General features: G+C 56.3%; 23 protein-coding genes. 20 read left to right on the top strand and 3 right to left on the bottom strand.

Annotation, left to right across the window (positions count from 1 at the left end; genetic code table 11):
* The first annotated feature begins 161 nt into the window (after positions 1-161).
* The 18 genes from K0B01_10905 (at position 162) to K0B01_10820 (ending at position 19,209) form a co-directional block, all read left to right on the top strand.
* Positions 162-509: a DUF4143 domain-containing protein gene (locus K0B01_10905; protein MBW6486644.1), complete on the top strand. Its 348-nt coding sequence runs from the start codon at positions 162-164 to the stop codon at positions 507-509.
* Between the two features lie 174 nt (positions 510-683).
* Positions 684-1,382 carry a transposase gene (locus K0B01_10900; GenBank protein ID MBW6486643.1) on the top strand — a complete coding sequence of 233 codons (699 nt, stop codon included), beginning with the start codon at positions 684-686 and terminating at the stop codon, positions 1,380-1,382.
* Positions 1,383-1,416: 34 nt separating this feature from the next.
* A complete protein-coding gene (locus K0B01_10895) occupies positions 1,417-3,834 on the top strand; it encodes a penicillin acylase family protein (GenBank protein MBW6486642.1) in 2,418 nt (805 codons plus the stop codon).
* Between the two features lie 169 nt (positions 3,835-4,003).
* The gene (gspF, locus tag K0B01_10890) at positions 4,004-5,233 is read left to right on the top strand and encodes a type II secretion system inner membrane protein GspF (protein ID MBW6486641.1); all 1,230 of its coding nucleotides are present in this window, start codon (positions 4,004-4,006) and stop codon (positions 5,231-5,233) included.
* A 249-nt stretch (positions 5,234-5,482) separates the two neighbouring features.
* Positions 5,483-5,929: a type II secretion system major pseudopilin GspG gene (gspG, locus tag K0B01_10885; protein ID MBW6486640.1), complete on the top strand. Its 447-nt coding sequence runs from the start codon at positions 5,483-5,485 to the stop codon at positions 5,927-5,929.
* Complete coding sequence (locus tag K0B01_10880) at positions 5,868-6,461, top strand: type II secretion system GspH family protein (protein ID MBW6486639.1); 594 nt, start codon at positions 5,868-5,870, stop codon at positions 6,459-6,461. Before gspG ends, K0B01_10880 begins: the two co-directional genes overlap by 62 nt.
* The gene (gene gspI / locus K0B01_10875; protein ID MBW6486638.1) at positions 6,451-6,825 is read left to right on the top strand and encodes a type II secretion system minor pseudopilin GspI; all 375 of its coding nucleotides are present in this window, start codon (positions 6,451-6,453) and stop codon (positions 6,823-6,825) included. Before K0B01_10880 ends, gspI begins: the two co-directional genes overlap by 11 nt.
* The gene (locus tag K0B01_10870) at positions 6,825-7,472 is read left to right on the top strand and encodes a prepilin-type N-terminal cleavage/methylation domain-containing protein (protein MBW6486637.1); all 648 of its coding nucleotides are present in this window, start codon (positions 6,825-6,827) and stop codon (positions 7,470-7,472) included. The genes gspI and K0B01_10870 overlap by 1 nt, the downstream gene beginning before the upstream one ends.
* Positions 7,473-7,486: 14 nt before the next feature.
* Entirely contained in the window at positions 7,487-8,419 is a 933-nt protein-coding gene (gspK, locus tag K0B01_10865; protein ID MBW6486636.1) for a type II secretion system minor pseudopilin GspK, read from the top strand.
* Entirely contained in the window at positions 8,419-9,948 is a 1,530-nt protein-coding gene (gene pilM / locus K0B01_10860) for a pilus assembly protein PilM (GenBank protein ID MBW6486635.1), read from the top strand. Before gspK ends, pilM begins: the two co-directional genes overlap by 1 nt.
* A complete protein-coding gene (locus K0B01_10855; GenBank protein MBW6486634.1) occupies positions 9,945-10,502 on the top strand; it encodes a type II secretion system protein M in 558 nt (185 codons plus the stop codon). The genes pilM and K0B01_10855 overlap by 4 nt, the downstream gene beginning before the upstream one ends.
* Positions 10,499-11,335, top strand: coding sequence for a type II secretion system protein GspN (gene gspN / locus K0B01_10850; protein MBW6486633.1), 837 nt, complete (start codon positions 10,499-10,501; stop codon positions 11,333-11,335). Before K0B01_10855 ends, gspN begins: the two co-directional genes overlap by 4 nt.
* Positions 11,336-11,423: 88 nt before the next feature.
* Positions 11,424-12,329 (top strand): PDZ domain-containing protein, encoded by a 906-nt coding sequence (locus tag K0B01_10845; GenBank protein ID MBW6486632.1) that lies wholly within the window; start codon positions 11,424-11,426, stop codon positions 12,327-12,329.
* A 70-nt stretch (positions 12,330-12,399) separates the two neighbouring features.
* Positions 12,400-13,323, top strand: coding sequence for an AAA family ATPase (locus K0B01_10840; protein MBW6486631.1), 924 nt, complete (start codon positions 12,400-12,402; stop codon positions 13,321-13,323).
* Between the two features lie 56 nt (positions 13,324-13,379).
* Positions 13,380-14,168 carry a tetratricopeptide repeat protein gene (locus K0B01_10835; GenBank protein ID MBW6486630.1) on the top strand — a complete coding sequence of 263 codons (789 nt, stop codon included), beginning with the start codon at positions 13,380-13,382 and terminating at the stop codon, positions 14,166-14,168.
* Positions 14,168-16,891: a type II secretion system secretin GspD gene (gene gspD / locus K0B01_10830; GenBank protein MBW6486629.1), complete on the top strand. Its 2,724-nt coding sequence runs from the start codon at positions 14,168-14,170 to the stop codon at positions 16,889-16,891. Before K0B01_10835 ends, gspD begins: the two co-directional genes overlap by 1 nt.
* A 107-nt stretch (positions 16,892-16,998) precedes the next feature.
* Positions 16,999-18,627, top strand: coding sequence for a type II secretion system ATPase GspE (gene gspE / locus K0B01_10825; protein MBW6486628.1), 1,629 nt, complete (start codon positions 16,999-17,001; stop codon positions 18,625-18,627).
* 60 nt (positions 18,628-18,687) lie between these two features.
* A complete protein-coding gene (locus K0B01_10820; GenBank protein MBW6486627.1) occupies positions 18,688-19,209 on the top strand; it encodes a hypothetical protein in 522 nt (173 codons plus the stop codon).
* A 25-nt stretch (positions 19,210-19,234) separates the two neighbouring features.
* Here K0B01_10820 and K0B01_10815 read toward each other — a convergent pair whose 3' ends face one another.
* A complete protein-coding gene (locus K0B01_10815; protein MBW6486626.1) occupies positions 19,235-20,407 on the bottom strand; it encodes an ATP-binding protein in 1,173 nt (390 codons plus the stop codon).
* Positions 20,408-20,562: 155 nt separating this feature from the next.
* Positions 20,563-22,140, bottom strand: coding sequence for an AMP-binding protein (locus K0B01_10810; GenBank protein ID MBW6486625.1), 1,578 nt, complete (start codon positions 22,138-22,140; stop codon positions 20,563-20,565).
* 225 nt (positions 22,141-22,365) lie between these two features.
* Here K0B01_10810 and K0B01_10805 point away from each other — a divergent pair, with 225 nt between their 5' ends.
* A complete protein-coding gene (locus K0B01_10805; protein ID MBW6486624.1) occupies positions 22,366-22,611 on the top strand; it encodes a helix-turn-helix domain-containing protein in 246 nt (81 codons plus the stop codon).
* Positions 22,608-23,819 carry a type II toxin-antitoxin system HipA family toxin gene (locus K0B01_10800; protein MBW6486623.1) on the top strand — a complete coding sequence of 404 codons (1,212 nt, stop codon included), beginning with the start codon at positions 22,608-22,610 and terminating at the stop codon, positions 23,817-23,819. The genes K0B01_10805 and K0B01_10800 overlap by 4 nt, the downstream gene beginning before the upstream one ends.
* Before the next feature lie 75 nt (positions 23,820-23,894).
* On the opposite strand, the gene lptC is transcribed toward K0B01_10800, so the two are convergent.
* On the bottom strand, positions 23,895-24,620 hold the full coding sequence (gene lptC, locus K0B01_10795) for an LPS export ABC transporter periplasmic protein LptC (GenBank protein ID MBW6486622.1): 726 nt from the start codon (positions 24,618-24,620) through the stop codon (positions 23,895-23,897).
* Positions 24,621-24,812 lie beyond the last annotated feature (192 nt).

Genomic DNA, 24,812 nt, shown 5'->3' with positions numbered 1-24,812 from the left:
GAGTATCTCTTGCGGATCGAAAATAAAAGGCGGGTCTCTTTATGAGGGCGACTGAGTTAACAAAAAACCGATCAGGTGGGTCCGTTTATCGGCGGTGGGTGGGTTCATTCTTTGTCGGCGGTGACACACAAGCAGATCTACTCCAGGTATATCGGGGCGCAATGGCGGAACAGTTTGTGGGTCAGGAAATGCTCATTGCCCAGCAAGGAGAGCTTTATTACTGGGATCGGCAGGCAAGAAACAGCATGGCGGAGGTGGATTTTCTCGCCGTTAGAGAGGGCGTTGTGCATCCTGTCGAGGTTAAAAGCAATGCTTCAGGAAGTTTGAAGAGCCTGCACCTTTTTCTGAAAAGCTACGCTAACAGCGGCAACGGTATAGTTCTTTCAACGCGACAGTACGCGGAGCTGCCGGACAAGAGAATTACCTTTATCCCGCTGTACTTTGCCATGTCGGCAACTATGGTAAACCGGGTAAACCGGGGTCAGAGACAGATTGTTCTACCTGTGTAATTTACGCTCGTGAGGTTTCAGCAAGTTCGCAAATAATATGTCTCTGACCCCGGTTTTTCACCCCGGTTTTTCGCCCTTGCCTTTTTAAAGTAGATGATCTAAAAGATAACAATCAGAGAAATATTATTACTGGCCGTTCCTTAATACTTAACGTATCTTTCGTAAGGAAGTCCCATGGCCCGTTTACCAAGGATTGACATTGCCGGAGTCCCGATGCATGTGATCCAGCGCGGCAACAACCGGACCGCCTGTTTTTTTGCGGACGAGGACTACGAGTATTATCTCCAATGCCTGAGCAAAGCGGCAGCGAAGTACGAATGCGCCCTTCACGCCTATGTGCTTATGACCAATCATGTTCATCTGTTGCTCACTCCCGCGGAAACGGGGGCTGTCGCAAACTTGATGCAATCTCTCGGCCGGAATTACGTCGGCCATGTAAATACCGTTTACAAACGCACAGGAACTCTTTGGGAGGGGCGGTATAAATCAAGCCTGATTGATTCCGAGCGCTACCTGCTTTCCTGTTATCGCTACATCGAACTAAATCCCGTACGCGCAGGCATGGTGATGCAGGCAGAGGGCTATCGGTGGTCGAGCTATCGCGTTCATGCACAAGGCCTGCCGAGTAATTTGCTTGTCGATCATCCGGTTTTCTCAGCGCTGGGGAAAGATGAAAAGGAGCGGGCCAAAGCGTATCGGGGGCTTTTTGAACATATAGACAACTCTGATATCAAGCTTATCCGCAGCGAGACAAATCGCGGCGGAGTAGTGGGGAGCGATCTGTTCAAGGATGAGATTGAACGTGTGCTGACCCGGCGGGTGCGGCCGGGAAAACCAGGGCGGCCGGAGAAGGAAACAAGGGGAATAATATGACTCTGACCCCGTTTTAAAAAAGGAGGGAAGCAAAATGAGAGAAAAAAATTTTCAGACATTGAACAAAGCGTCTTTTCACTGGCTTATCTGGTTGATTATTCTTATTTTTCCAATCATAATTTTTTCTGGTTGTTCCGACAGCGATCCGGCGCCGCGGGCATCGACGGTTACGACGACGCGCGATGCGCAAGGCGTCTGGTTCATCGCCGGGGCGGAGCAGGACCGTCTCTACGATGTGTTTGAGGCGATGGGCTATGCCGTTGCGCAGGACCGGCTCTGGCAGGGGGAAACCTTCAGGCGAGCCGCCCGGGGGAGACTGGCCGAGATATTCGGCGCTGCTTATGTGAGTCAGGACACGCTGGTGCGCACCACCGGCTATTCCGACCAGGAACTGGCTGATGGTTTTGCTGCGCTGGGCGCCGAGGAGAAGGATGTCATCAATGGTTATGTGGCAGGTTTTAACCGGCGCATTGCCGAGATTCGCAAAGATCCTTCCCTGCTTCCCTTCGAGTTTTCAGCGGTAGGGATGACAAGCGCAACTCTGGAAGACTGGAATTACAAGGATGTACTGGCGTGGGCTGTGCTGATGATGAGAAACTTTGACGTAGAGGCGCAAAAATCAGGCCAGATCGATAATGCTGCCTTGTACCAGGGACTTGTGGCCCAATATGGAGCTGCCACCGGTGCAAAGATGTTCGAGGACCTGCGATGGCTTGACGATCCCAGCGCCTTGACCTATATCCCCAATCCAGCCAAAGTTCCCCTTGCCGCAAGCCAGGCAGCGCGGACGCCGCTAATGGATAACCCGCCGTCCTCACTCCCCGATCTGCGCGCGGTTGCCGCGAGCATCTCCGAGACGCGGGAACAGATCGACGATAACCTGAAAAAGATAAATGCTTACGTGAAGATGGGCAGTTATGCCTGGGCGATCAAGGGGACCAAAACGGCGACCGGCAATCCGATGCTCTACTCCGGCCCGCAGATGGGATTTTCGGTTCCCTCAATCATCGGCGAGGGTTCTATAAAAGCCGGCGGCTTGAATGTCTCCGGGATGATAATCACGGGGCTTCCGGCCATCGTCATCGGGCGTACGCCGCACCACGCGTGGTCCATGCAAGTGGGTCATGCCCACACGGTGGATTACTATATGGAGCCGGCGGCGGCGGTGACCCTGCACAGGACGGAGACGATCAAGGTCGCCGGCGCGGCGGATGTCTCCCTGCCGATATACCGGACGTCTCACGGGCCGGTTATCAACGCGGCGCCCCCCATTTCCTGGAAGTATTCCCATTGGGGATATGAATTCAAGGTTATCAAGGCGTATCTTGGCCTGGCCCGGGCGACCAGCATGGATCAGTTCGGGGCGGCAATTGAGAATGTGCCTCTATCGCAGCACTATACATACGTTGACAGGGACGGCAACATCGCCTACTGGATGTCGGGCAGGGATCCCGTACGTCCCTATGGCGGCGAATGGCGGATGCCGCAGCGCGTCGGCGCAGCCCTTGAGTGGGATTCGGCAAACCTGATTCCGCGTTCAACCGATCGCAACACAAGCCAGGGATATTATTGCGGCTGGAACAATAAGGCGCGTGCGGGCTATCCCAATTCCTGGAATAACGCCAGCTACTCCTTCGGACCCTTCCATCGCGCTCATGTGGTTGATGATTACCTGGCGGCGAATAACAATCTTACCTATGACCAGGTCAAGGATCTTGCCCTCAATATCGCCACGACGGATTCCTTCGGCGGCGGGGGCAATCCCTGGAAGTATGTTTCTTCGTATTTCACCACGGCGGTGAATGCGGCCCCTGATGCGCCGGTTGCGGCCCGGACAGCCGCGCTGGCCCTGCTGACCGCATGGGACGGCCATTTCGTGGATGGAGGCTCAGCCTCCTGGGCCGCGGGAACGGATCGTGCCGATGCCTGGATGCTGATGGACGCGTGGATAAAGGAGGTTATTAATCTCACGTTCGAAGAGCTTGACGCCAACACGACGATTCAAAAGGCAAAGGTCAACGGGGTGCTCTTCAACACGTTGCTGCATGGCCTGCGCACCGGGGGAGTCACAAACTATTACAACTGGTTCCAGAATGCCGATGGCGCCAAGCCGCAGACCGCCAACGCGATTATCGTCAAGGCCCTCGACAATGTGCTTGTGACATTGGGAGCACAGCCCTGGGGCGCGGCCATGCGCGGCTTTATTCCATTCAACCACGACATGCTGGGGAATGTCTGGGCTAATAAGACTCCGTTTTCGTCCCGTTCCACCTATGCCCATGTTCTTGAATACGGCAGCGCCGGGCCGTTAAAAATCAAGAGCATGTTCCCCCTGGGAGAATCCGGGGATATCCGGGTAGGCGGCGGTGGGGCGCCTGCGTTTGACGCAAATTTCTTCACGATGACGCCTGCGTATGACAATTTCATTTATCGGGATTTCCCACTCTTTTAAACATGATATGCCGCGCCTCGCCAGTCGGCGGGGCGCGGAGTTAATCGGGGTCAGAGTCATATTTCTCTCTGGAGAAATATGACTCTGACCCCGATTACCTTTCTTGAAATAAGATTGACATTGTGTTAGAGGTCTGCGCAATGACTATGGGAAAGGGAAGCAGGCTTCCATGCCGGTTTATGAATACACAGCGCTCGATTGCGGCGGCCGCAGAAAAAGCGGGGTTGTCGATGCCGGCAGCATTGCGGCAGCGCGCCAGAAGCTGCGGGAGAGCAGTGTTTTTCCCGTTGCCATTGGCGAAGCTTCCGGAAGCAGAAATAATGAAACCGCTGCCGGCAAGACCGCTACAGGCCTTTTCCAACGGGTAGGCCTCCAGGAGCTTTCTGTCATGACGCGGCAGCTCGCGACCTTGATCGGGGCGGGGCTGCCCCTGGTGCCTTCCCTTTCGGCGCTGGCGCCCCAGATCCGCAATCAGCTTCTGCGCTCGACCGTTGTCCGTATTCGCGAAGAGGTCAATGAGGGGAACAGCCTGACCGGCGCCCTTTCCCATTTTCCCAAGATCTTCCCGCCGTTTTACCTCAATATGGTGCGCGCGGGCGAGGCGTCGGGGACGCTCAATCTGGTGCTGGAGCGGCTGGCTGATTTTCAGGAAAATCAGCAGGAGATGAGAACCAAAATCCGCACCGCCCTGGCCTACCCGCTTTTCATGTTTTTCATCGGCAGCGGTGTCCTGTTTTTTCTGGTGACCTTTGTCGTCCCCAATATCACGAATATCTTCAGCGAGATGCACCAGACGCTGCCGATGATAACCGTTTTTCTCATCGTGGTCAGCGGATTTCTGAAATCATTCTGGTGGATAATCGCCCTGGCGGTCGGCGCCGGGGTTGTCGCCTTGCGCTCCTCGATCAAAAAGACGGAGGCGGGGCGCAATTTCTGGGACCGGCTGAAGCTGAACATCCCCCTTTTCGGAGGTCTCAATCGCAAGATCGCCGTCGCACGGTTCAGCCGCACGCTGGGGACGCTCCTCCAGAGCAGTGTGCCGCTGTTGTCGGCACTCGAAATAGCCAGAAACGTCGTTGACAATCGTCTAATCGCCAACGAGATCAGAAGGGTGGCGAAGGATGTCGAAGAGGGGCAGAGCCTTTCCGTCCCGTTGGCAAAAAACCAGTTTTTTCCCCCGATTGCTGTCGAGATGATAGCCGTCGGCGAGCAGAGCGGCAATGTCGAAAAGATGCTGTTCAAGGTTGCCGATGCCTACGAGAAGGAGGTGGAGGCCAATATCGTCATGATCACGTCGCTTCTGGAGCCGGCAATGATCCTCGCGATGGGGGCCGTGGTGGGATTCATTGTGGTTTCGATCCTCCTTCCCATCTTTGAGATGAACCAGCTCGTCCGGTAGCGAAAAGATGCCTGGTCACCCCCCCACCCTGACCCTCCCCCGCTGGGGGAGGGAATAGGGCACAAGCCCTGCCAGGGGGCCAAAGTTTCTCCCGGTACAGGCACTTCGATGAAGCTTGGGGAGGGAATGGGGAACACAGGGGGCCGAAGTTTTTCCCGGCACAGGCACTTCGGGGAAGCTGGGTTAGGGCAATGGGGAACAAGCCCCGTTAGGGGCGATAGATGGTTGCAAGATAAAGAGGAAGTGAAAATGAGAAAAGAAAGACGCAGTCAAAAGGGATTTACCCTGATCGAACTGATGGTCGTGATCGTTATCCTCGGCATCCTGGCGGGGCTGATTGTCCCCCGGATTATGGGGCGGCCGGACGAGGCGAGGCAGGCGAAGGCGAGAATCCAGCTTGAGAGTCTCGAAACCGCCCTGAAACTTTACAAATTGGACACCGGGAACTACCCGACGACGGAGCAGGGGCTGCAAGCCCTGGTGGAGCCGCCGACGGTCGGCGCCCAGGCTGGCAACTGGCGTCAGGGCGGGTATCTGGAAAAGGGAAAGGTGCCGAAGGATCCCTGGGATTACGACTTTATCTATCTTTGCCCCGGGGTCCACGGGGATTACGATTTGAGTTCTCGCGGCGCCGATGGAGAACCCGGCGGGGAGGGGAAGAATCGGGACATCAATAGCTGGGAAGGCGAAAATTAATATTCATAAAGCGACCAACCGGGGCTATACGCTGATAGAACTGTCCGTTGTTGTCCTGTTAATCGGGATGATGCTGGTAATTGCCGTGCCCCGCGTCCGGGAGGCCGTCTTTTCCGACGCTCTGAAAGCGACTGCGCGGCGGCTCGTTGGCGCGGCCCGTGAGCTGAAAAATGAGGCGATTCGCGAGCAGGTTGACTATATCCTGCATCTGGACCTTGACCATCCAGGGTTTTGGGTTTACAGCGCCGACACCACTCCGGAAAAACTGGCGGAAATCCGTAAAAAGGCGTCCCCTTTTGCCGAGGGGTTGAAAATAACCGATTTCATTCGGCCCGGTGAGGAAAAACAAACAGAAGGAAACGCCGAAATCCGCTTTCATCGCCAGGGGTATGTTGACCCGGCGGTTATTCATCTTAAAAAAAATGATCGGGAGTTCACCGTTGTTTTCCAGCCGTTTCTGAATACGGTTACTGTTTATGAAAAATACGTCGATTATACATTTTCTGAAGAAGGACAGACCTTTGGCCGGTAGGCCCGGCGCTCTATTGCGGAAGCGAGGGTTTACGCTCCTGGAGGTGATGATCGCGATGGCGATTCTGGCAATCGCCTTAGTCGCGGTTTACCGATCGCAGTCGCAGAGCATTTCGATGGCGGGAGACTCGCGTTTTCTCACCACGGCCGCGCTGCTCGCCCAGGGCAGAATGGTACAGTTGGACGCCCTCGGGAGCAGGGCCGAAAGCGGCGATTTCGGGGAAGAATTTCCCGATTATAAATGGCAGGTGACGATAGAGGATACGGAAATTAAGCTCATCAAAAAGTTTGTTGTGACCGTGGTCAACAGTCGGCTGGCCAAACGCAACACATACCGCTTGATTCTCTACAAGGTGTTGATTTAGTGAGAGAAAAAGGTTTTACGCTGATCGAGATTCTGCTTGCCATTTTAATCCTCGGGATAGTTATGACCACCGTTTATGCCTCCTATACGGGCACCTTCCGCATCATCGCGGAAACGAAAAAGGATGCCGAGCTTTACGGCATGGCGCGGGCGGCCTTGGATCGCATGACGCGGGATCTGGAAGCGGTCTCTCCCTGGAAAAGGGCTTTCCCCTTTTCTGCCAAGCAGTATTCCTTGCGGGACAACGAGTTTACCGGCATGATTTTCCGCTCCGCCGCCCACGTCGTCTTCGGGAAGGAGGAGCAGCCGGGCGGCATCGCCGTTATCGAGTACAGTGTTGAAGAAGAAAAAGAAGGCGAAGGGTTTGCCCTCTATCGCAGCGATTCGTTGAGCCGGGATCTGGGGGAGGAGGCGCCGCCCCCCCGGAGGTTTCTTTTGTGCGACCGGATTGCCGGCCTGACCTGCATTTTTTTCGACGACAAGGGGAAGGAATACGAAACATGGGATTCCGAGGCGGGCGAAGAAAGTCAGAGGAAGAAGGCCCCGACGATTGTTGAAATCCGCCTGTTTCTGGTAAATCCCAAAAATCCGGACCATCCCTATCCGTTCATGACCCGGGTATATCTGCCTGTGACAGCGGTTCGATGAGGGGCGATGGGCACATGACCAATCAGCGGGGCATAGCCCTGATCGTTGTAATTTTGATGGTAAGCATCATCGTGGCGCTGACGGTTCAGTTGAATCGCGATATGCGCTCAGAGGTTTATGAGGCGGCCAATCTGAGCGATCAGGCGCAGTTGCGATATGTCGCAGAATCAGTCCTTTATGCCGGAGAGGCGCTGCTTTTGAACGACAAGAACCAGTATGACGCCCTGACAGAGGATTGGGCGAATACCGAAATGTTTTCTCTCAGGGCGGCGGAATTTTTCGACAAGGCCTCGTTCAAACTGACGATTGAAGACATCGGCGGCCGAATTCCAATAAACCTGCTGGTGAGCGGGAACGCCTACAATGGCCCCATCAAGGACATGCTGCTGCGCCTTTTGACCGGCCCTCATTTTCGCCTGGAGGAGGGAGTGGCGGAGGAAATCGCCGACGCCATCAAGGACTGGATCGATGCGGACAGCGAGACAACCGGCAGGGGCCGGGAGGGCATGGTGAAAAACGCTTCTCTTGATTGCATTGAAGAATTAATGATGATAAAGGGGGTCACCCGTGAGCTGTTTTACGGGTCGGAACGGTTTTACGGCCTTGTCAACTGTTTGACCGTGTTCGGCGACGGGAAGATCAACATCAATACCGCACCCAAGCCGGTGCTGTTGGCGCTGTCGGCGCAGATGACAAGCGAGGCGGTGGAGGCGCTGGACCGGTATCGCCGCGACCCGAAAAACCCCCTCGCCAATCCCGGCTGGCATAGCGGAGTTCCGGAAGCGTCCGGCGCTAATCTCCCGGCGGGAAGCATCACGGTTAAAAGCGACAACTTTCAGATTAAGGCGGTGGGCGTGCAGGGAAGGATGACAAAACAGATTACCGCGATAGTTAACAGGAATGCGGGCAGAACAAAGGTTGCCGCCCTGGCCTGGAGAGTGGAGTAATGCCGGAAAAATTTTTGGGTCTCGATATTGGCGCAGGGAGCGTCAAGGCGGTGTTGCTCAACCGGGGGTTCCGGGGCGGGGGCGAAATAGCGGGCTTTTGCCGCATCGGGATTGCCGATGCCGGGGGGCTTGCCGGGGCCCTGGAGCAGCTTTTTTCCGACCAGACCTTTGCCGGTGCGATCTGTGTATCGGCGCTTCCCGCTGCTCTTTTTTCATTTCGCAATATCCAATTGCCGTTTCGCGAAGAACGGAAGATCCGTCAGACAGTGTCCTTTGCCGTGGAGCCGTTCATCCAGCAGCCCCTTGACGCGGTTTTGATCGACTATACGTTTGCGGAACGGGCAAAACAGTCCAAATTGTTTACCGCGATTGCCGAAAGGGCTCTGATCGACGACCGCCGCAAGCTGCTATCCCCATACGTTCACGAAACGGCGGTGCTCGATATTGACGCTGTGCCGCTTGCCTCCTTTCTTGCCCGGCAGCCTGATTTTCCGACCGGCGCCTTGCTTTTGGATGTCGGCCTTCAGGATACGACGGCTGTTTTTTTCGGCAAGACGGGCATTTTTCATATTCGTCATTTTTATTTCGGCGGCCAGAAAATGACGGAGGCCATTGCCAGGTCCGGCGTGATCAATATGGAAGCGGCGGAAGAAGTTAAGATAAAAGGTGATATTACCGAAGAGGGACTCGAGGCGCTCGCAAAGGTTCTTCAACCATTTTTTACCGAGCTGAAAAATACCATCGCCTTTTTGCAACAGAAGGGTCAGATTCCCGAATTTCCCACCCGTATAATCCTGACGGGAGGCGGTTCCCAAGCGCCCGGCATTGCCGCAGGGTTGTCCCGTTTACTGGAAATTCCCGTCGAAAAAACCGATTTGCTGGCAGAGGGGGGCTTCGGAATCGCCGCAGATCTGAGTTCTTCCTGGGATGCGGCCGTTATGGATCAGGCCCTGGCCCTGGCGGCCCGGCCCCTCGGCAAGGGAACGGGCTTCAACTTCCTGAAACGCGAGCAGGAAACACGGGCGGGGTCGGGAGATCTGCGCGGCATCCTGAAAAAATCAGCGATCGCAGCCGGGGTGATCATCCTCCTGTCCGGCTTTGAGTTCGGGCTGGGAGATTACGCCCTGCGCCTTCAGCTCTCCCGTCTCAAGAAGGATGTGCTCACCGAGTTCAAGCGGATAGACCCTGAGGCAACCAGGATTGTCGATCCGGTTGTGCAACTCCGGGGCAAGATTGCCGAGGCAAAAAAGCTGATGGCTGGCATCGGCGATGTGTCGTCGGCTGCGGCGCTTGATATCTTCAGAGACGTTTCGGTCTCGGCCCAGCCGGAGATTACGCTTTCGTCGTTTTCCATAGAGGGAAACGAGGTTGTTTTGAAGGGAGAGGCCCCCAATTTCGACGCGATGGAGGCGTTCAAAAAGAAGCTGGAAGGCTCAAAATACGTAAAGACGGTGACGGTTGGTTCCACCAGCCTGCTGAAGGAGGGAAAAGGGGTGGAGTTTAATCTCAAGGTGGTCCGAAAAAGATGAAGCAGTTCTGGGAGCAGTTGACAAAAAGTCAGAAGCGGGCCCTGACGATTGGGTTGATCTTCGTTGCGGGGGCGGTGATCATGCAGTTTGCCGTTTTCCCCTGGATAGACGCGCGCCAGAGGGTGCGGACGTCGATCGCGACCAACGAAAAGACCCTCCGGGAGCTGGCGACGCTTGGTCGGGAGTATGCTGTTCTCAGGCGTTCTTCAGAGGCAATAAAAGACGTTGTCGAAAGGCGGTTGCCTGGGTTTGCCCTCTTTTCCTATCTGGAAAGAAAGGCGAGTGAAAACGGACTGAAGGCGCACATAAAGTCGATCAACCCGCTGAAGCCGACCGCGGTGGGCGCCTACGAGGAAACTGCCGTGGAAATAAAGGTTGAGAATTTGACGAGCAAACAACTGACCGATTTTTTATATAATGTGGAATCGCCGGAACAGATGGTGCGGATACGGCGGCTGTCGATCGGCAAGATGAAGGAGGCGCCGGAATATCTGGTCGCGGAGATCCAGGTTTATACCTATCAGAACCCGAGTGGGGAGGGACGCGCCCGATGAAGCTCTTCAAAATCAGCCGGGCCTTTTTCGGATACGCACTGGCAGGCGTCCTGATGCTGTTTATTTTCCTGTACTTGCGTTTTCCGGGCGATGCCGTAAAAAATTATCTGAAGGCATCCGTTGCGTCCCGCTACCCGGAGTTGCTCTTTGTCCTCGACTCCATTGGCCCCACGATTCCGCCCGGCATGGCAATGGAAAATCTTACCATCGGTTTTCGCGGCCGTCCCGAGGCGGTTCTGCATATCAATCGCCTGGCGTTTGCCCCCGGCTGGCTTTCCGTGATTCAGGGGAAGGCTGCGGTTGCGGCGACGGCAACTCTGTACGGGGGCGAAATCAAGGGCAGCGGGGAGTTGGCGAAGGCCTTTTCGTCGCGTGGTCCGTTTTTGTCAACTGTGCGGTTTGAAGGGCTGCGGCTGGAAAAGTGTTTGTTGCTTCAGGATATTCTTGCCAGTCAGCTTTCCGGAACCCTGAAGGGTTCTTTTACGGCGACCGGCGATGCCGGGCCGCTGAAGAACGTCGCCGGTAAAATTGAGGCAACGCTGACGAACGGGAACTATCAGCTCCTGGATAATCTTGCCGGATTTGACAAAATCGCTTTCAGCCGGATTGACCTGAAAATGGAGCTGAAGGGCGGCGCGCTGAAAATAACCAGTCTGACGGTAAACGGCGACAAACTTCGCATCACGCTGAAGGGAAACATCCTGCTCGCCGCCGATTTGCAAGAAAGCCGGCTGGATTTGACCGGTTCGGTCGAGCTGCAAGGGGCCGGCGGTCGGCGGATGCCGATGACGATCGGCGGCGTATGGGGCAATCCCACGGTGAAGCTGATGTAACATGAGGAATAAAATGGAGGGACGCGCTTAAAGGCGCGTCCGCAGCTATCAGTAGATAATTTTTGTTACTTTTAAGGGACTTGCAGACGTGGACTGGGCTCATTATTTTCGTTTTTCGCTTTCCGACCTCCAGGGGTTTTTCTCCCGGCGGACGATTATTTTGACCGTGATGGCCGTTTTGCTCTATCAGACGGTGGGCGTATTTTACCAGGCCCTGACGCTCCAGTTGCTCCGCATGACGCCGCCCCCCGCTCTGGAAATCAGGGCGCCCGCAGCCGTCGCCGCGCTTCGCGAGCCGCTGGGTGCTTATAACGCTATCCCCGAAAGAAATATTTTTGGCACAACGGCCGAGACTATCGAGGAAAAGCAGGCGAAAAACAAGCCGGCGCCGCAGCAGGATATCGCCCTGCTTTTCGATCTGCGGGGCACGGTCGCCGGCGACGCGAAGCACGGTTTTGCGGTAATCGAGGAAAAAAGCGCGCACAAACAGCGACTGGTCAAGATCGGCGATGTAATTTCCGGCGCCAGGGTTCTCCGGATCAAAAGAAACGCGCTGGACGTCCTGGTAAACGACCAGGAACGGACGTTGAAGATGGCCGATAAAACCGAGGCGCCGGTACTGCCGGCGGCTGGCGTTCAACCGCTTCCCGCTTCGCCCGTGGCTGCGACGCCGGGTGGGGGAATGGTCATCAACCGCAGCGAGATTTCCGCGGCTCTGGCCGACATGGGGAGCTTGCTCCGCCAGGCGCAGGTGCGCCCCTACTTCAAGGGCGGGGTGGCCGACGGCTTCATGATAACCAATATTCAGCCCGGCAGCATGTACCAGCGACTGGGGATAGTCAACGGGGACATTCTCCTGGGTGTGGACGGAAACAGAATCCAGACGGCGGATGACATGATCTCGTTTCTCAATACGCTGAAGAGGGCTGCGGGCGCGACCCTTTCGCTGCAGCGGGGCGGGAAGCCGCAGACGCTGAGCTTCCAGTTTCGGTAAGGAAACGGCGCTGCGCCGATCATTGAGCGGGCAAGAGGAGGAGAACGCCACTGTTTTGGGGTTTTAGATAATGTACGAGGCATACTTCGGGCTGAAGGAAAACCCGTTTACCCTCTCTCCGGATCCGCGCTACCTGTATCTGAGCCCGCGGCATCGGGAGGCGCTCAACTGCCTGCTTTACGGGATACATGAGAAAAAGGGCTTCATGGCGCTCACCGGGGGGATAGGGACTGGAAAAACAACCCTTTGCCGGTTTCTGCTCTCGGAATTGGGCGATTCAGTAGCGACGGCGCTGATCTTCAATCCGGCCCTCTCCGATCTCGAACTCCTCAAAACGGTGAACCAGGAGTTTGGAATAAAAATAGGGAGCGGCCGAGGAACAAAGAAAAGATATATAGACGCGCTCAACGCTTTTTTGCTGGCAAATTTTTCCCGGGGGAAAAACGCCGTCCTGATCATCGATGAGGCGCAGAATTTGCCCCGCGAGACGCTGGAACAGGTCAGAATGCTGTCGAATCTGGAGACGGCCAGCGAGAAACTGCTGCAGATCGTGCTTTTGGGGCAACCGGAGTTGCAGGAGATGCTGTCGTTGCCGTCGCTTCGCCAGTTGAACGAGCGGATAACCGTCCGTTACGACCTGAAGCCGCTGGGCAGAAAGGATGTGCGCGGTTACCTGGAGCATCGGCTTGCCGCTGCCTCCGGGAACCCTGATGAGTTGTTTTCGCCGGCGAGTTATGGCTATATTTACCGAGCCTCCGAGGGAATACCGAGGAGAATCAACGCGATCTGCGACCGGGCGCTGTTGGTTGCCTATAGCAGGGACAAGCGGACGGTCGACCGGCGCAGCGTCCGGGCGGCGATTCGCGACCTCGGCGCCGGTTACCTGGCCCGGACCTCCGGACAGCAGACGCGGCTGCGGCTGGAAATTGCCGCGGCCCTGCTTCTCTGGACAATGCTGATTATAATCGGCTACTTCCAGTGGCCGTGGCTTTGAGCGGGGGATTTTTTGAGGGATCGTCGGGCCATCAAACAGCTTGACGGGGAAGAAAAATGAGTTATATCAACGAGGCGCTCCGCAAGGCGCAAGCAGAAAAAGATAATTGCTATGGGAAGGTGGATTATGCAGCTTCCCTCCCTCCCGCAAGGCGGAGGCGCCCGTGGCAAAAACCGATGGCGATTTTTGCTGCGACTATCGTAATTGTTGCCGCAGGGACGCTGCTGGCCGTGAAATTCTTTTTGGCGCCGGTGTCCGTTGCTCCAAAGCCCCCGGTGTCATCGGCAGAGCGGGGAACGGCGTTCGCCGGTTCGACGGGGAAACAAGAGGCGCTCCCGATGCCAAAGCCGGCGGCGGTTCTCGCGGCAGATGACGCCGCCCGGAAGACGAGCGTGGCAAAGCCTGCGGCCGCCGCAAGCAAGAAGGTGCAGGACGAGAAAAAGGCTGTGGAGATAAAGCGTCGTCAGGAAGAGGCAGCGCTAGCCCAGCGCAGCGGCAATTTCAGCACGGCCAAGACCCTTTACGGGGAAATATTGACCCTTGATGAAGATAATGTCGAGGCGCTGAACAATCTCGGGGTTGTTTATCTGTCCGAAAGGAAAAGCGACAAGGCGCTGGCCCTGTTTCGCCGGGCGGTTTTACTGAAGAGGGACTATGTCGATCCGTATTACAACATGGCCTGTCTTTACGCGCAGAAAAATGATATTGATCAAAGTCTCTGGTATCTCAAGATTGCGATATCCATAGACAAAGAAGTGATGAGTTGGGTAAAAAAGGATGCCGATATGAAAAAGGTGGTAGCATCGCCTAAATTTAAGGGAATGGATGGAGGGGTAAGAAACTGATGCCATCATTAAACATAATTGAGGAACGAATTGCAGTTGCCAGAGGGAGAAAGAGCGCCGGGGAGAGTCTGGAAGGTCTCCGGAAGCGGGAAAAATCTTCATCCCTGTTAAGGCCGTTTTCCGCTCTTTTAAGACAGACCAGGCGGATGTTGCCTGGGGGGAACACCGTTGCCAATAAATCAAGGTATTCCGAACTTGTCGCGGCCTGCGTGATTTTTGCCGCCCTGTTTGTTTTACTGCCGGGCATTGCCGGCGCCGCCCGCATCGCGGGTGAGGAAAAACCGGTCACAACCACACCGGCGCCGGCAGCGAGTGCGCCGCCGAAAGCCGTCGTCGAGAAGAAAGCCGCGGCGAAGGCCGAGAAAGCGGTAAAAACAGTCGCTCCGGCATCGCCAGTCAAGGCTGCGACCGGGACGCCAACGGTTGTCGCTCCTCCCGCGCCGGTTACGGGAAGTGCACAGGCGCCGCGCACCCCCGCAAGCGCGATTCCGACGCCGGTACAGAGTCAGGAACGAGGTCCGCGCTTCGGGGAAGTACCGTCCCCCGGGGTGCAGCCGCCCGCCTCCGGAGTAGCGGCGTCGCCGGCTAATCAACCAGCGGCGGCGGGACAGGCCTCCCCTGCCGCCCGGCAACCAGTTCCCGTACCGGATTCGCAGGTTCAGCCGCCGACAAACGTCGGCAATGCGCAGCCCCCCAGCCAGGCTTCCGCTCCGCCGGCATTGTCCGGGGGCGCTCCGGCCGGGTCGGGCCGGTATGTGACAATTGACTTTGACAATGTGGATATAACTGTCTTTATTAAGTTTGTCAGCGAACTTACCGGCAGGAACTTTGTCGTTGACGACAAGGTCAGGGGCAAGGTGACGGTCATCTCCCCGAAAAAGATTGCCGTTTCCGAGGTTTACAAGGTGTTTGAATCGGTGCTCGATATCTACGGTTTTGCCACGGTCGAGGCGGGCGAGGTGATCAAGGTGATCCCCGCCTTGGAAGCCCGGGGGAAGAACCTGGAGCTGCGGCTCAAAAGGGAGAGTATTGCGCCCGAGGACAAGATCGTGACGCAGATCCTCACCCTTCAGCACGCGACCCCCGACGATATGAAGAAGGTGCTCGACCCCCTGATCTCCAAGACGAGCGTTGTTCTTTCCTACCCGCCGGCGGGTATGCTGATCATTACCGATGTCCTCTCCAACATCAAGCGGCTCCAGGAGATCGTGACCGCCCTCGACGTGGAGGGGGTCGGGGAACTCATCTCCTACGTTCCTTTGAAGTTCGCCTCGGCGATGGAGATGGCCAAATCCCTGACGCTGATCTTTCAGAAGCATGCCGTTCCCGGCCGGGCGGCCATCTCCCCGGTCAAAGTTGTCGCGGATGATCGGACCAACGCGCTGATTATCCTGGCCGCGGAAAACGACATGGCAAGAATCCGGGAACTTTTGAACCTCATGGACAAGGATATCCCGCGCGGGGCCGGGATGATCCGCGTCTATTACCTGCAGAACGCGAAGGCCGAGGATCTGGTCAAGGTTTTGACCGGTCTTCCCCAGCAGGCAAAAACGGCCGCTGGTGCGCCGGCGGCCCCGGCGGCCGCCGCGGCGCCGATCTCCAAAAACGTCCAGATCGTCGCGGACAAGTCAACAAACTCACTCATCATCACCGCCGATACTGCGGATTATCTGGTTCTCGAGGATGTGATCCGAAAATTGGACATCTCCAGACCGATGGTCTATCTCGAGGCGCTGATCATGGAGGTAAACGCCGATAAGGGATTCAAGCTCGGGGTCGAATGGCAGGGGGCGAACTCCGGTTCGTACAGGGACCGGACAGGGGCGATCGTCGGCGGCGTCAGCGGCGACAGCGGATCCTATAGCATTGCTCAGAATCTTGTCTCCGGGAAGGGATTGCCGGCCGGGTTGTCATTGGGGGTTGTCGGGCAGATGATCAACGTCGCCACGACCACTGTGGCGGGCGTCGCAACGACGATTTCGTTTCCCAACCTCGCTGCTTTTATTCAGGCCTATCAGAGCGATACGGATTTCCGTTTTCTCTCCACGCCGCAGCTCCTGACGCTGGACAATGAGGAGGCGGAAATTACCGTCGGCTCGAACATCCCCTACGTAACTCGCCAGGACACGACGACGACATCGACCACCAACTACAGCAGCTACGAATACAAGGACGTTGGCGTGACGCTCAAGGTGACCCCGCAGATCAACAAGGACGGTTTCATCCGGATGAAACTCGATCAGACGGTAACAAAAGTGGACAGCAAAACGGCTGATGTGGGTTCGGGGGTCAATATTCTGGCCCCGACGACGCTAAAGCGCACCGCCAAGACCACCGTTACCGTCAAGGACGGGGAAACCGTCGTACTCGGCGGGATGATCGAGGAAGAGTCCACGAAGGGCAACTACAAGGTTCCCCTGCTGGGAGATATTCCGATTCTGGGGTGGCTCTTCAAAACGCGTTCGAACAGCGCCAGAAGAACCAACCTCTTTGTCTTCATCACCCCGCGGATTATCCGCACTCCGGAAGATGCCGCGGCGATTCAGGAGGACAAAAAAGAGTATATGAAAACCATCCAGGAGGGGACGATCAAAAACACGCCGGCGAAAAAGACCGGGGCAAGCGCCTCCACTGGGGTCATCGAGGTTGCGACTCCCACCGGGACATCCGGCAATGCTGCGGTGCAAACCGGAAGCGGCGATTCAGCGGCGGAGGAGAAATGACCGTGCCCGGAAGTGACAGCAGTCTGGACGGGCGGCTGGCCGCCTGCGGCGTCTTGCCGGAGCTTGTTGCCGCGGCGCATAGTGCGTCTTGGGAAAACGGCGGCGGTATGGTCGATTTCCTCCTGCAGAAGAAGGCTCTGACCGAAAGCAGTCTCCTCAAGGCGTTGGGTGAGGAGTGGGGGATTCCGTTCTGGAAAAAACTCCCGGTTGACCACATCGACACGGATTTCACCGCCCATTTTCCGATTCAGCACCTGAAAAAACAAAAGGCGGTACCGCTTATCAATACGCCGCAAGGAACGGTGATTGCCGTCAATGATCCCTATAATTTTCAGGCGATTGACGATATCTGCCGGGTTCTGAATTTGCCGGAGCGGGCGGTGGTGCTGGCAACGCAGGAGGAGATCATGGCGGCGATCAACATCGCCTATGACCTCAGCCGCAGCACGGCGAAGGAGTTTTTCGAGGAGATTTCCGGCGAATCGACGGACAGCCTCATCTCCGAGATCGAGGAAAAAGGCGATCTGCTTGACGAAACCAGCGACGCCCCGATCATCAAGCTGCTCAATCTGCTGCTCTCCGGGGCGGTCAAGGATCGGGCGAGCGACATCCATATCGAACCGTACCAGGGAAACGTGCGGGTGCGCTACCGGATCGACGGCATCCTCTACGACATCCTGAGTCTTCCCCGCAAGATCCATTCGCCGCTCGTCTCCCGCGTCAAGGTCATGGCTAGCCTCAATATCGCGGAAAAGAGGCTCCCCCAGGATGGCCGGATCGAAATCAAGATCGCCGACCGGAGCGTGGACATCCGCGTTTCGACGATTCCCACCTCTTTCGGCGAGCGGGTCGTATTGAGACTCTTGGACAAGACCTCGTCGGTGCTGAGGCTCTCCGATCTGGGGATGGATGATGAAAAAGTTAATTCTTTCAATAGCTTAATTAAATCTCCTTACGGGATTATCCTTGTCACCGGGCCGACCGGAAGCGGCAAGACGACGACCCTCTACGCGGCGCTTTCCAGCATCAACAGCCCGGAGGTGAACATCATCACGATCGAAGACCCCGTCGAGTACCAGATCGAGGGGATCGGCCAGATCCAGGTGAACCCGAAGATCGACCTGACCTTTGCCCAGGGATTGCGTTCCATCGTCCGTCAGGACCCGGACGTGATCCTGATCGGCGAGGTGCGCGACCGGGAGACCGCCGAGATCGCGATTCAGTCGTCGCTTACCGGCCATCTCGTCTTTTCGACGCTCCACACCAACGACGCGTCCTCGGCGGTCACGCGCCTGATCGACATGGGGATCGAGCCGTACCTTGTCACCTCGTCGGTCATTGCGATTATTGCCCAGCGGCTTGTCCGGGTGCTTTGCCCGAAGTGCAAGGAGGCCTACATTCCCGACGAGGAGTCGCTTGTCAATCTGGGGATGGGCAGAAAAAACCATGATGATACGGTATTTTACCGGCGAACCGGCTGCGCGGCCTGCATGAATACCGGCTACCGGGGGCGGACGGCGATCTTCGAGGTGCTGATCCTCGATGATGCCATGAAACGAATGATTTTGAAGACTTCCGATTCCAACCAGATTCAGGACGAGGCCGTCCGGCGCGGAATGGCGACGCTGCTTGCCGATGGCGCCAAAAAGGTGCGGGAGGGGACGACGACGATCGAGGAGGTGTTCCGCGTGACCCGTATCCTGAAGCGGGAGGAAGACATCGAGGAAGCCGTTTAATTGGGGACAGCCACTAATAAGTTTATTAGTGGCTGTCCCCAATTAATAAAGGAGTGGAATATGAACGGAAATGAGCGCCGACAGACAGGACGACCGACCCCCCGTTTTTTACGGACGGGCGCGCTGCTGGGGTTTGTGTTTGCGCTCGTTTTTGGGGGTTTTCCCGTTTTTGGAGCGGAGCTGACGATTACCGAACAGCGGGCTCGCCCGGGTGAGGATCTCCGCGTTCCGCTGGTCGTCGATCAGGTGGACCGCCTCGCCGGCGTCAAACTTGTCATCAATTATAACAAGGAACTGCTCACGTTTAAAGGGGGCGCCCGTTCCAAAAGCACAGATTCGATGATGCACGTCATCAACGACAAGACCCCGGGCAAACTGATCGTAGTCATGGCGGCCGCCCGGGGCATATCCGGCAAGGATGTCACCCTGCTTACGCTTTTTTTCTCGCTGAAAAAGGGTTTGACCGATAATCGCGAAACCCTGATCGAAACGACGGACGTGCAATTGATGGGCGATGACCTGAAAGATATCCCCTGCAAGGCAAAATCAGGCAAAATCACCATAATTGGGGACAGCCACTAATAAACTTATCAGTGGCTGTCCCCAATTAATCGGTAAGCGTTTTCCAGAGATCTTCCTCACGAAGCGGATTGAAAACACGAACATTGCGGACGTTGAATGGCTGCTCGCCATTGTAGAGAACGGCGCCTGCTTTTGCGCGTGACCCCTCCAACGTATGGAACCATTCGATCTTACTGATGAAGTCCCTGGAAAATGTCGCGGCCGATTTTATCTCTACAGGTGTAAGCGCTCCGTTTTCGCGGATGAGAAGATCGACCTCGTTGCCGTGGGAGTCCCGGAAAAAATAAATTTCAGGTCTTATGCCCTTGTTGAGTGCGCTTTTCACTATGTCCGCGATAATCAGGTTTTGGTAAAGATTTCCGCGCAAAGGATCGCGCGAGGCCTGCTCGGCGGTGTGGATGCCGAGCAGAAAGGCGGCGAGCCCCACATCGGTAAAGAATATTTTGGGCGATTTGATTACCCGCTTTTGAACGTTCTTGAAAAACGGAGGGAGTTCGAACACAATATACGAGGCCTTCAGCACGGATAGCCAATTTCTGATTGAGGTGCTGGAAGCGCCTACATCATTGCCAAGTGATGCTAAATTGACAACCTGTCCCAGCCGTCCGGCCAGCAGGACGAGGAATTTTTGAAACTGCGAAAGGTCGCGTACTTGGATCAAGGCGCGCACATCGCGCTCAACGCAGGTTAGCAGGTAGCCATTGAAAAACCGGCGCGGTTCCATAGCCTCTTCGTGAAGCCTGGGGAAAAATCCGCGGTGGATCAAGTCGAAGGGATCCAGTGCGGGTCCGTAAGAGCGAAGTTCATGCAGCGAAAAAGGCCACAATGCCAGCATGGCCGTCCGCCCCGCCAGCGATTGGCTGATTGCTTCGTGAAGTTGCGGTTGATGGCTGCCGGTCAGGATAAACAGCCCGCGTTTTCGGGTTTTGTCAACTATTCCCTGCAGATAGGAGAGAAGTGCGGGAAGCCGTTGCACCTCATCGAGGATGCCTCCCTCCGGCATCTGAGCAAGAAATCCGCGCGGATCGGTTTCCGCCGCCATGCGGATATCCGGATCCTCCAGCGAAAAGTACGGCTTGTCCGGAAACGTCAGACGCGCTAACGTGGTTTTTCCCGACTGGCGCGGCCCCAGAACGGTAACCACCGGGTACTCCGCGGCGGAACGGAGCAGTTCTTCCGTGATGTCACGAGTAATCATGGGGGCATGATAGACCAATAATGTGTAAAAGGCAAGTTGAAAATCTGATTTGCACACAAAATATAGAGACACCGCCCCTATTTTTCAACTATCGTTGATAGCGAATCATATTTGTGGGCAGCGGCGCGACTCAGGATTTAGTATGGGAAGCGTCCCTATATTAATTCGGCGAGTTTGAACTTCTGCACCTTGCCGCTTCTGGTCATCGGAAAGCTCGCTACGATCTTGATATTGCCTGGCATTTTGTCGGGAGCGACGGTTGCTTGCAGGTAGTCAGCCACCTGCTGTTCAGTAAGGAGCGAGCCCTCCTTCAACCGCACCCAGGCTGCCGCCTCCTGCCCCTTTTCCGGATGAGGAAAGCCGAAGACCTGCGCCTCGGCGATTTCCGGATGTCTGTACAAAACATCTTCTATTTCCGATGGATAGATTTCCCGCCCGTCTCTGCGGATCACATCCTTCAGCCGTCCGGTGATGTATATATAGCCCCGTTCATCCATCCGCCCCAGATCCCCGGTATGGTACCAGCCGTCATGGTCGATGGCGTTTGCTGTTGCCCCCGGCATCCGGTAGTATCCCTGCATCAGAAAACCGCGGGTGCAGATTTCTCCGGGGATTCCCGCCGCCAGAGCTTCGCCGGTCTGCGGATCAACAATCCTGACTTCGTTGCATGCAAGGGAGGTGCCGATCGTCCCCACCCGCAGCTCCACGGGGTCGTCCGGATGAGTCATGGTCAGCCATGAACTGGCCTCGGTAGTTCCATAGGCCACGGCGATTCCGGAGACGCCCACGTCTTCCACCAGTTTCCGCATCAGTTCGACGGGACAGGGCGCTCCGCCGAGGACGCCTCTTTTGACCAGGGCCCATTCCTCCTTGCGGAATGCCGGGTTTTCCAGCAGGGCGATAAGCATGGAGGGAGAGCCGTAAATGGCCGTGCAGCCTTCTTCCCGAATGGCTTGGAGAATTTTCGGGGGGTCAAAGGCCGCGGCTGGCATGATCAGCGCCGCTCCCTGAATCAGGCTCGAAAGGGCGATGCAGGTATTTCCGAACATGTGAAAAAGGGGAAAGAAGAGACAAACCCGGTCGGCATGAGTCAAGCCCTGACGCTCGTTGGAAAAAATTGATTTGTTGAGGAGTCCGAGGTGAGCCAGCGTTACCCCCTTGGGCCGGCCCGTTGTGCCGGAGGTAAACATGATGGCGACCGGTTCCTCCGGATGAACCGCGGCGGCGGCGCTTTGAAAACGCTCCGGCGCCACGCTTGCCCCGCGCCCGGCAAGCTCCGTCCACGGGAGCATATTGGGGAAAATTTCCGCGGAGATGGCAATTGTCTGCTGCAGGAGGGGCAACTTATCCCTGATACTGCGAAGCATCTCCACATATTCCTGTCCCTCCATCCCGGCGGCCATGATGATGCCCCGGCATTCTGACTGCTCCAGAAGGTAGCGCAGATCGTCTTCCCGCGCTCCGGGATCGACGGGAACAACTACCCCCCCGATTGCGGCGATCCCGAGAAAGGCGATGATCCACTCCGGGATGTTCGGGGCCCACAGGGCAATCCGGTCTCCCTTTTCGAGCCCCAGCGCGATCATTCCCCGGGCCGTCTGCTCCACAGCCAGCCCCAACTGGCGATAGCTGCAACGCACCCCGCGTTCCCGATGGATCAGGGCATCCCTCTCGGGGTAGCGCTCGACGATTTCCCCCACCATCTGCCAGATAGTCTTTCGCACACATTCCATAGCCTGCCCCCATAAACAAGAAATTACGATTTCCGGATTTTTCAGTAGGGAATACCCCAGGAAGCCGGCAATGTCAAAAAAATTCTTGACTTGCCTGTTTGTAAAATAGGGACAGAAACCTATTTCTACTTGATTTCTTATAATGCTTCATATATTAAGCACCACAGCAAAATATCGATATAATGTTCTATATATGACACAATTAATGTCTAAGGGGAAACGGAGATGCTGTTTGTACTGGGTCGCTCAATTCGGGAGGCAAGAAAAAAACGGCGACTAACCCAGGCGGAGGTTGCAAAAGCGGTCGGAATTGGGCGCGCCTCCTTGGGGCGGCTGGAAGGCGGCGTGATTCCGGAAATCGGTATTCGGAAGGTTTTTCGGGTGCTGGATTTTCTCGACTTGGAGTTTAATGTTCGTTCTCGGGGCGCTCCGCCGACCTTGGAAGAATTGAAAAAGGACAGGGCGCCATGAGCAGGCTGAATGTCTGGATGCATGGGAAAAATGTCGGCGTCTTGGAGGGGCCGGATCCGTACGTGTTTGCCTATAATCCCGATGCGGCGTCCTCGCCGGTGGTTTCCCTGACCATGCCCGTCCGCCTGCAGAGTTGGACGGAAAGCGCCCTGCATCCGATTTTTCAGATGAATCTTCCTGAGGGCGCTATGCTGATCGCCATCCGGCAGGCGATCGCCAAGATCGCCCGGACGGACGATATCTCCCTTCTGAAGATCCTCGGGGGCTACCAGATAGGTCGAAACCGCTTCGTGTCGTCGGAGGGCGAGCCGTTTCCTGAAGCTGCCGGGGGGCCCTTGCCGAAGCCGGCGGAGTTAGAGTCTATCCTCAAATATCCCGATACGGCAGAACTTTTCCGAGAGCTTATGGCGCGGTTTCTCCTTCGGTCCGGCATCTCCGGCGTTCAGCCAAAGGCTATGATCGACCTCCGGGACAGGGTTACGTTCCGCTCCTCCTCTTATGTTGTGAAATCGTGGGGCGACGATTATCCCCAGTTGGCGGCGAACGAATACTTTTGCATGCTTGCAGCCGGGCGCTCCGGCCTGCAGACGCCGGAATTTCACCTCACAGACGACGGGCGTCTCTTCGTTATGAAGCGCTTCGACATCGGTGCGGATGGAAAATGCTTTGGTTTCGAGGACATGTGCGTCCTGCAGGGACTCGGTGCGGATCGTAAATACGACAGCACCTACGAGCGGATTGCTCGGTCCATTGCCCAGTTCGTATCGCCGCAGCACCGTGCTGGCGCACAGGAGGCCTTTTTCCAATCGCTTGTTCTTTCGACGGCGCTGCGAAACGGGGATGCGCACCTGAAAAACTACGGCATTATTTATGATGATGAGACCGGCGGCGATATTCGCCTTGCGCCGATCTACGATATAGTGACTACGGCCGCCTACCTCCCTCGGGATATCCCGGCCCTGTCGCTGGGCGGATCGAAAAAGTGGTGGCCAGGCGCCAAGTTGCGCAATTTCGGCGTCGTCCACTGCGGTTTGTCCCAGCGGACGATCCGGGAAATCTTCGACGCCGTATTGGGAGCAGTTGGTCAGACGAGAACGGATGTGCGGCAATATGCAGAAGACCGCCCGGTTTTTCGGGACGTTGCAGGGAAAATGCTCGCGGCTTGGGAAACCGGACTGGCCGCGTGCTCAATTGTCGGCAGCCACTAATTTTCTAACTGTTGAGGCAAATGCAAAACCCCTCCCCATTCTTGTCATTCCCGCAACGATTCTGATCGGGAACCATTATTTGGCTGTGCCCGGTTTCAGGAAGATGTCGGTTGTGAGGCGGGCGCCTCGGAGGGCGACGCTGCCCCGCTTCAGGAGGAAGGGCTGGTCCGTTTGCAGCAGGGAGGTTTCCGGAATGAAGACAAGCTCTTCCGTCAGTAGTTCCGCGTCTCCGGATGCGACCCGCACCTGGCCCGTGAAGCGTATCTGCTTTTCCCGGAAGAGAAGGACCGCTTTGACTGCGAAAATGCTTGTGAGTACGGCATCGTCATCGCGGAGCCTGATTGTGACGGGCGTGATTTCTATTTCCGCGATATTGCGCACGGGCAGGAGGGCGGAGAAGGTTTCGGCGGCAAACAGGCGCGTGAAATTAGGAGTTTTTCCAGGATGCGGAGACAGTTTGCCGGTAGGCGCAACGGTGGTTGGTATAGCGGTATAAATCTCGATGACCGTATTTTGAATCGTCGCCTTTCGGGTAAGGCCGGTGCTGAAAAACCCAAGTTTTCCCTTCCCGATGGCGAATCTGTCGGCAGTGATTGAGATCACCCGTCGGCCGTGGTACAGCTCGTAAAACCGCAAACCGTCTATTTGCGTTCGGTAAGCTGGCTGTAAGTTGGTCTTCGTTTGCACATTCGGCGCTTCGTTCTGCCAATAAAAAAAGGCCGCCCCGCCGGCTATGATAACCGCGGCAATCACCCCGAAAAGGATATTTTTCTTCATCGAGAATAGGACTGGAATGCTCATGGGGGCGCCTCGTGCGCTTTTTGCAAGGCGAGCGGGAAGACCTTCGAATTTATCCGCATCCCGACCAAGTCGTCATTCCCGCCTGCGCGGAAATGACGGGGGGGACATTTTTCTGAGGTCTCGCGGGGCGTTGCCGAAAGATCCCGTCGCATCGTCGTCGTAAAATCCGCGTCCTGATGGCGACACCCTATA

It is taken from the genome of Syntrophobacterales bacterium (genome assembly GCA_019429105.1).
Taxonomy (GTDB): Bacteria; Desulfobacterota; Syntrophia; order Syntrophales; family UBA5619; genus DYTH01.
Note: the sequence above shows the minus strand (reverse complement) of the source record. Positions and strands in the feature narration are given on the sequence as shown.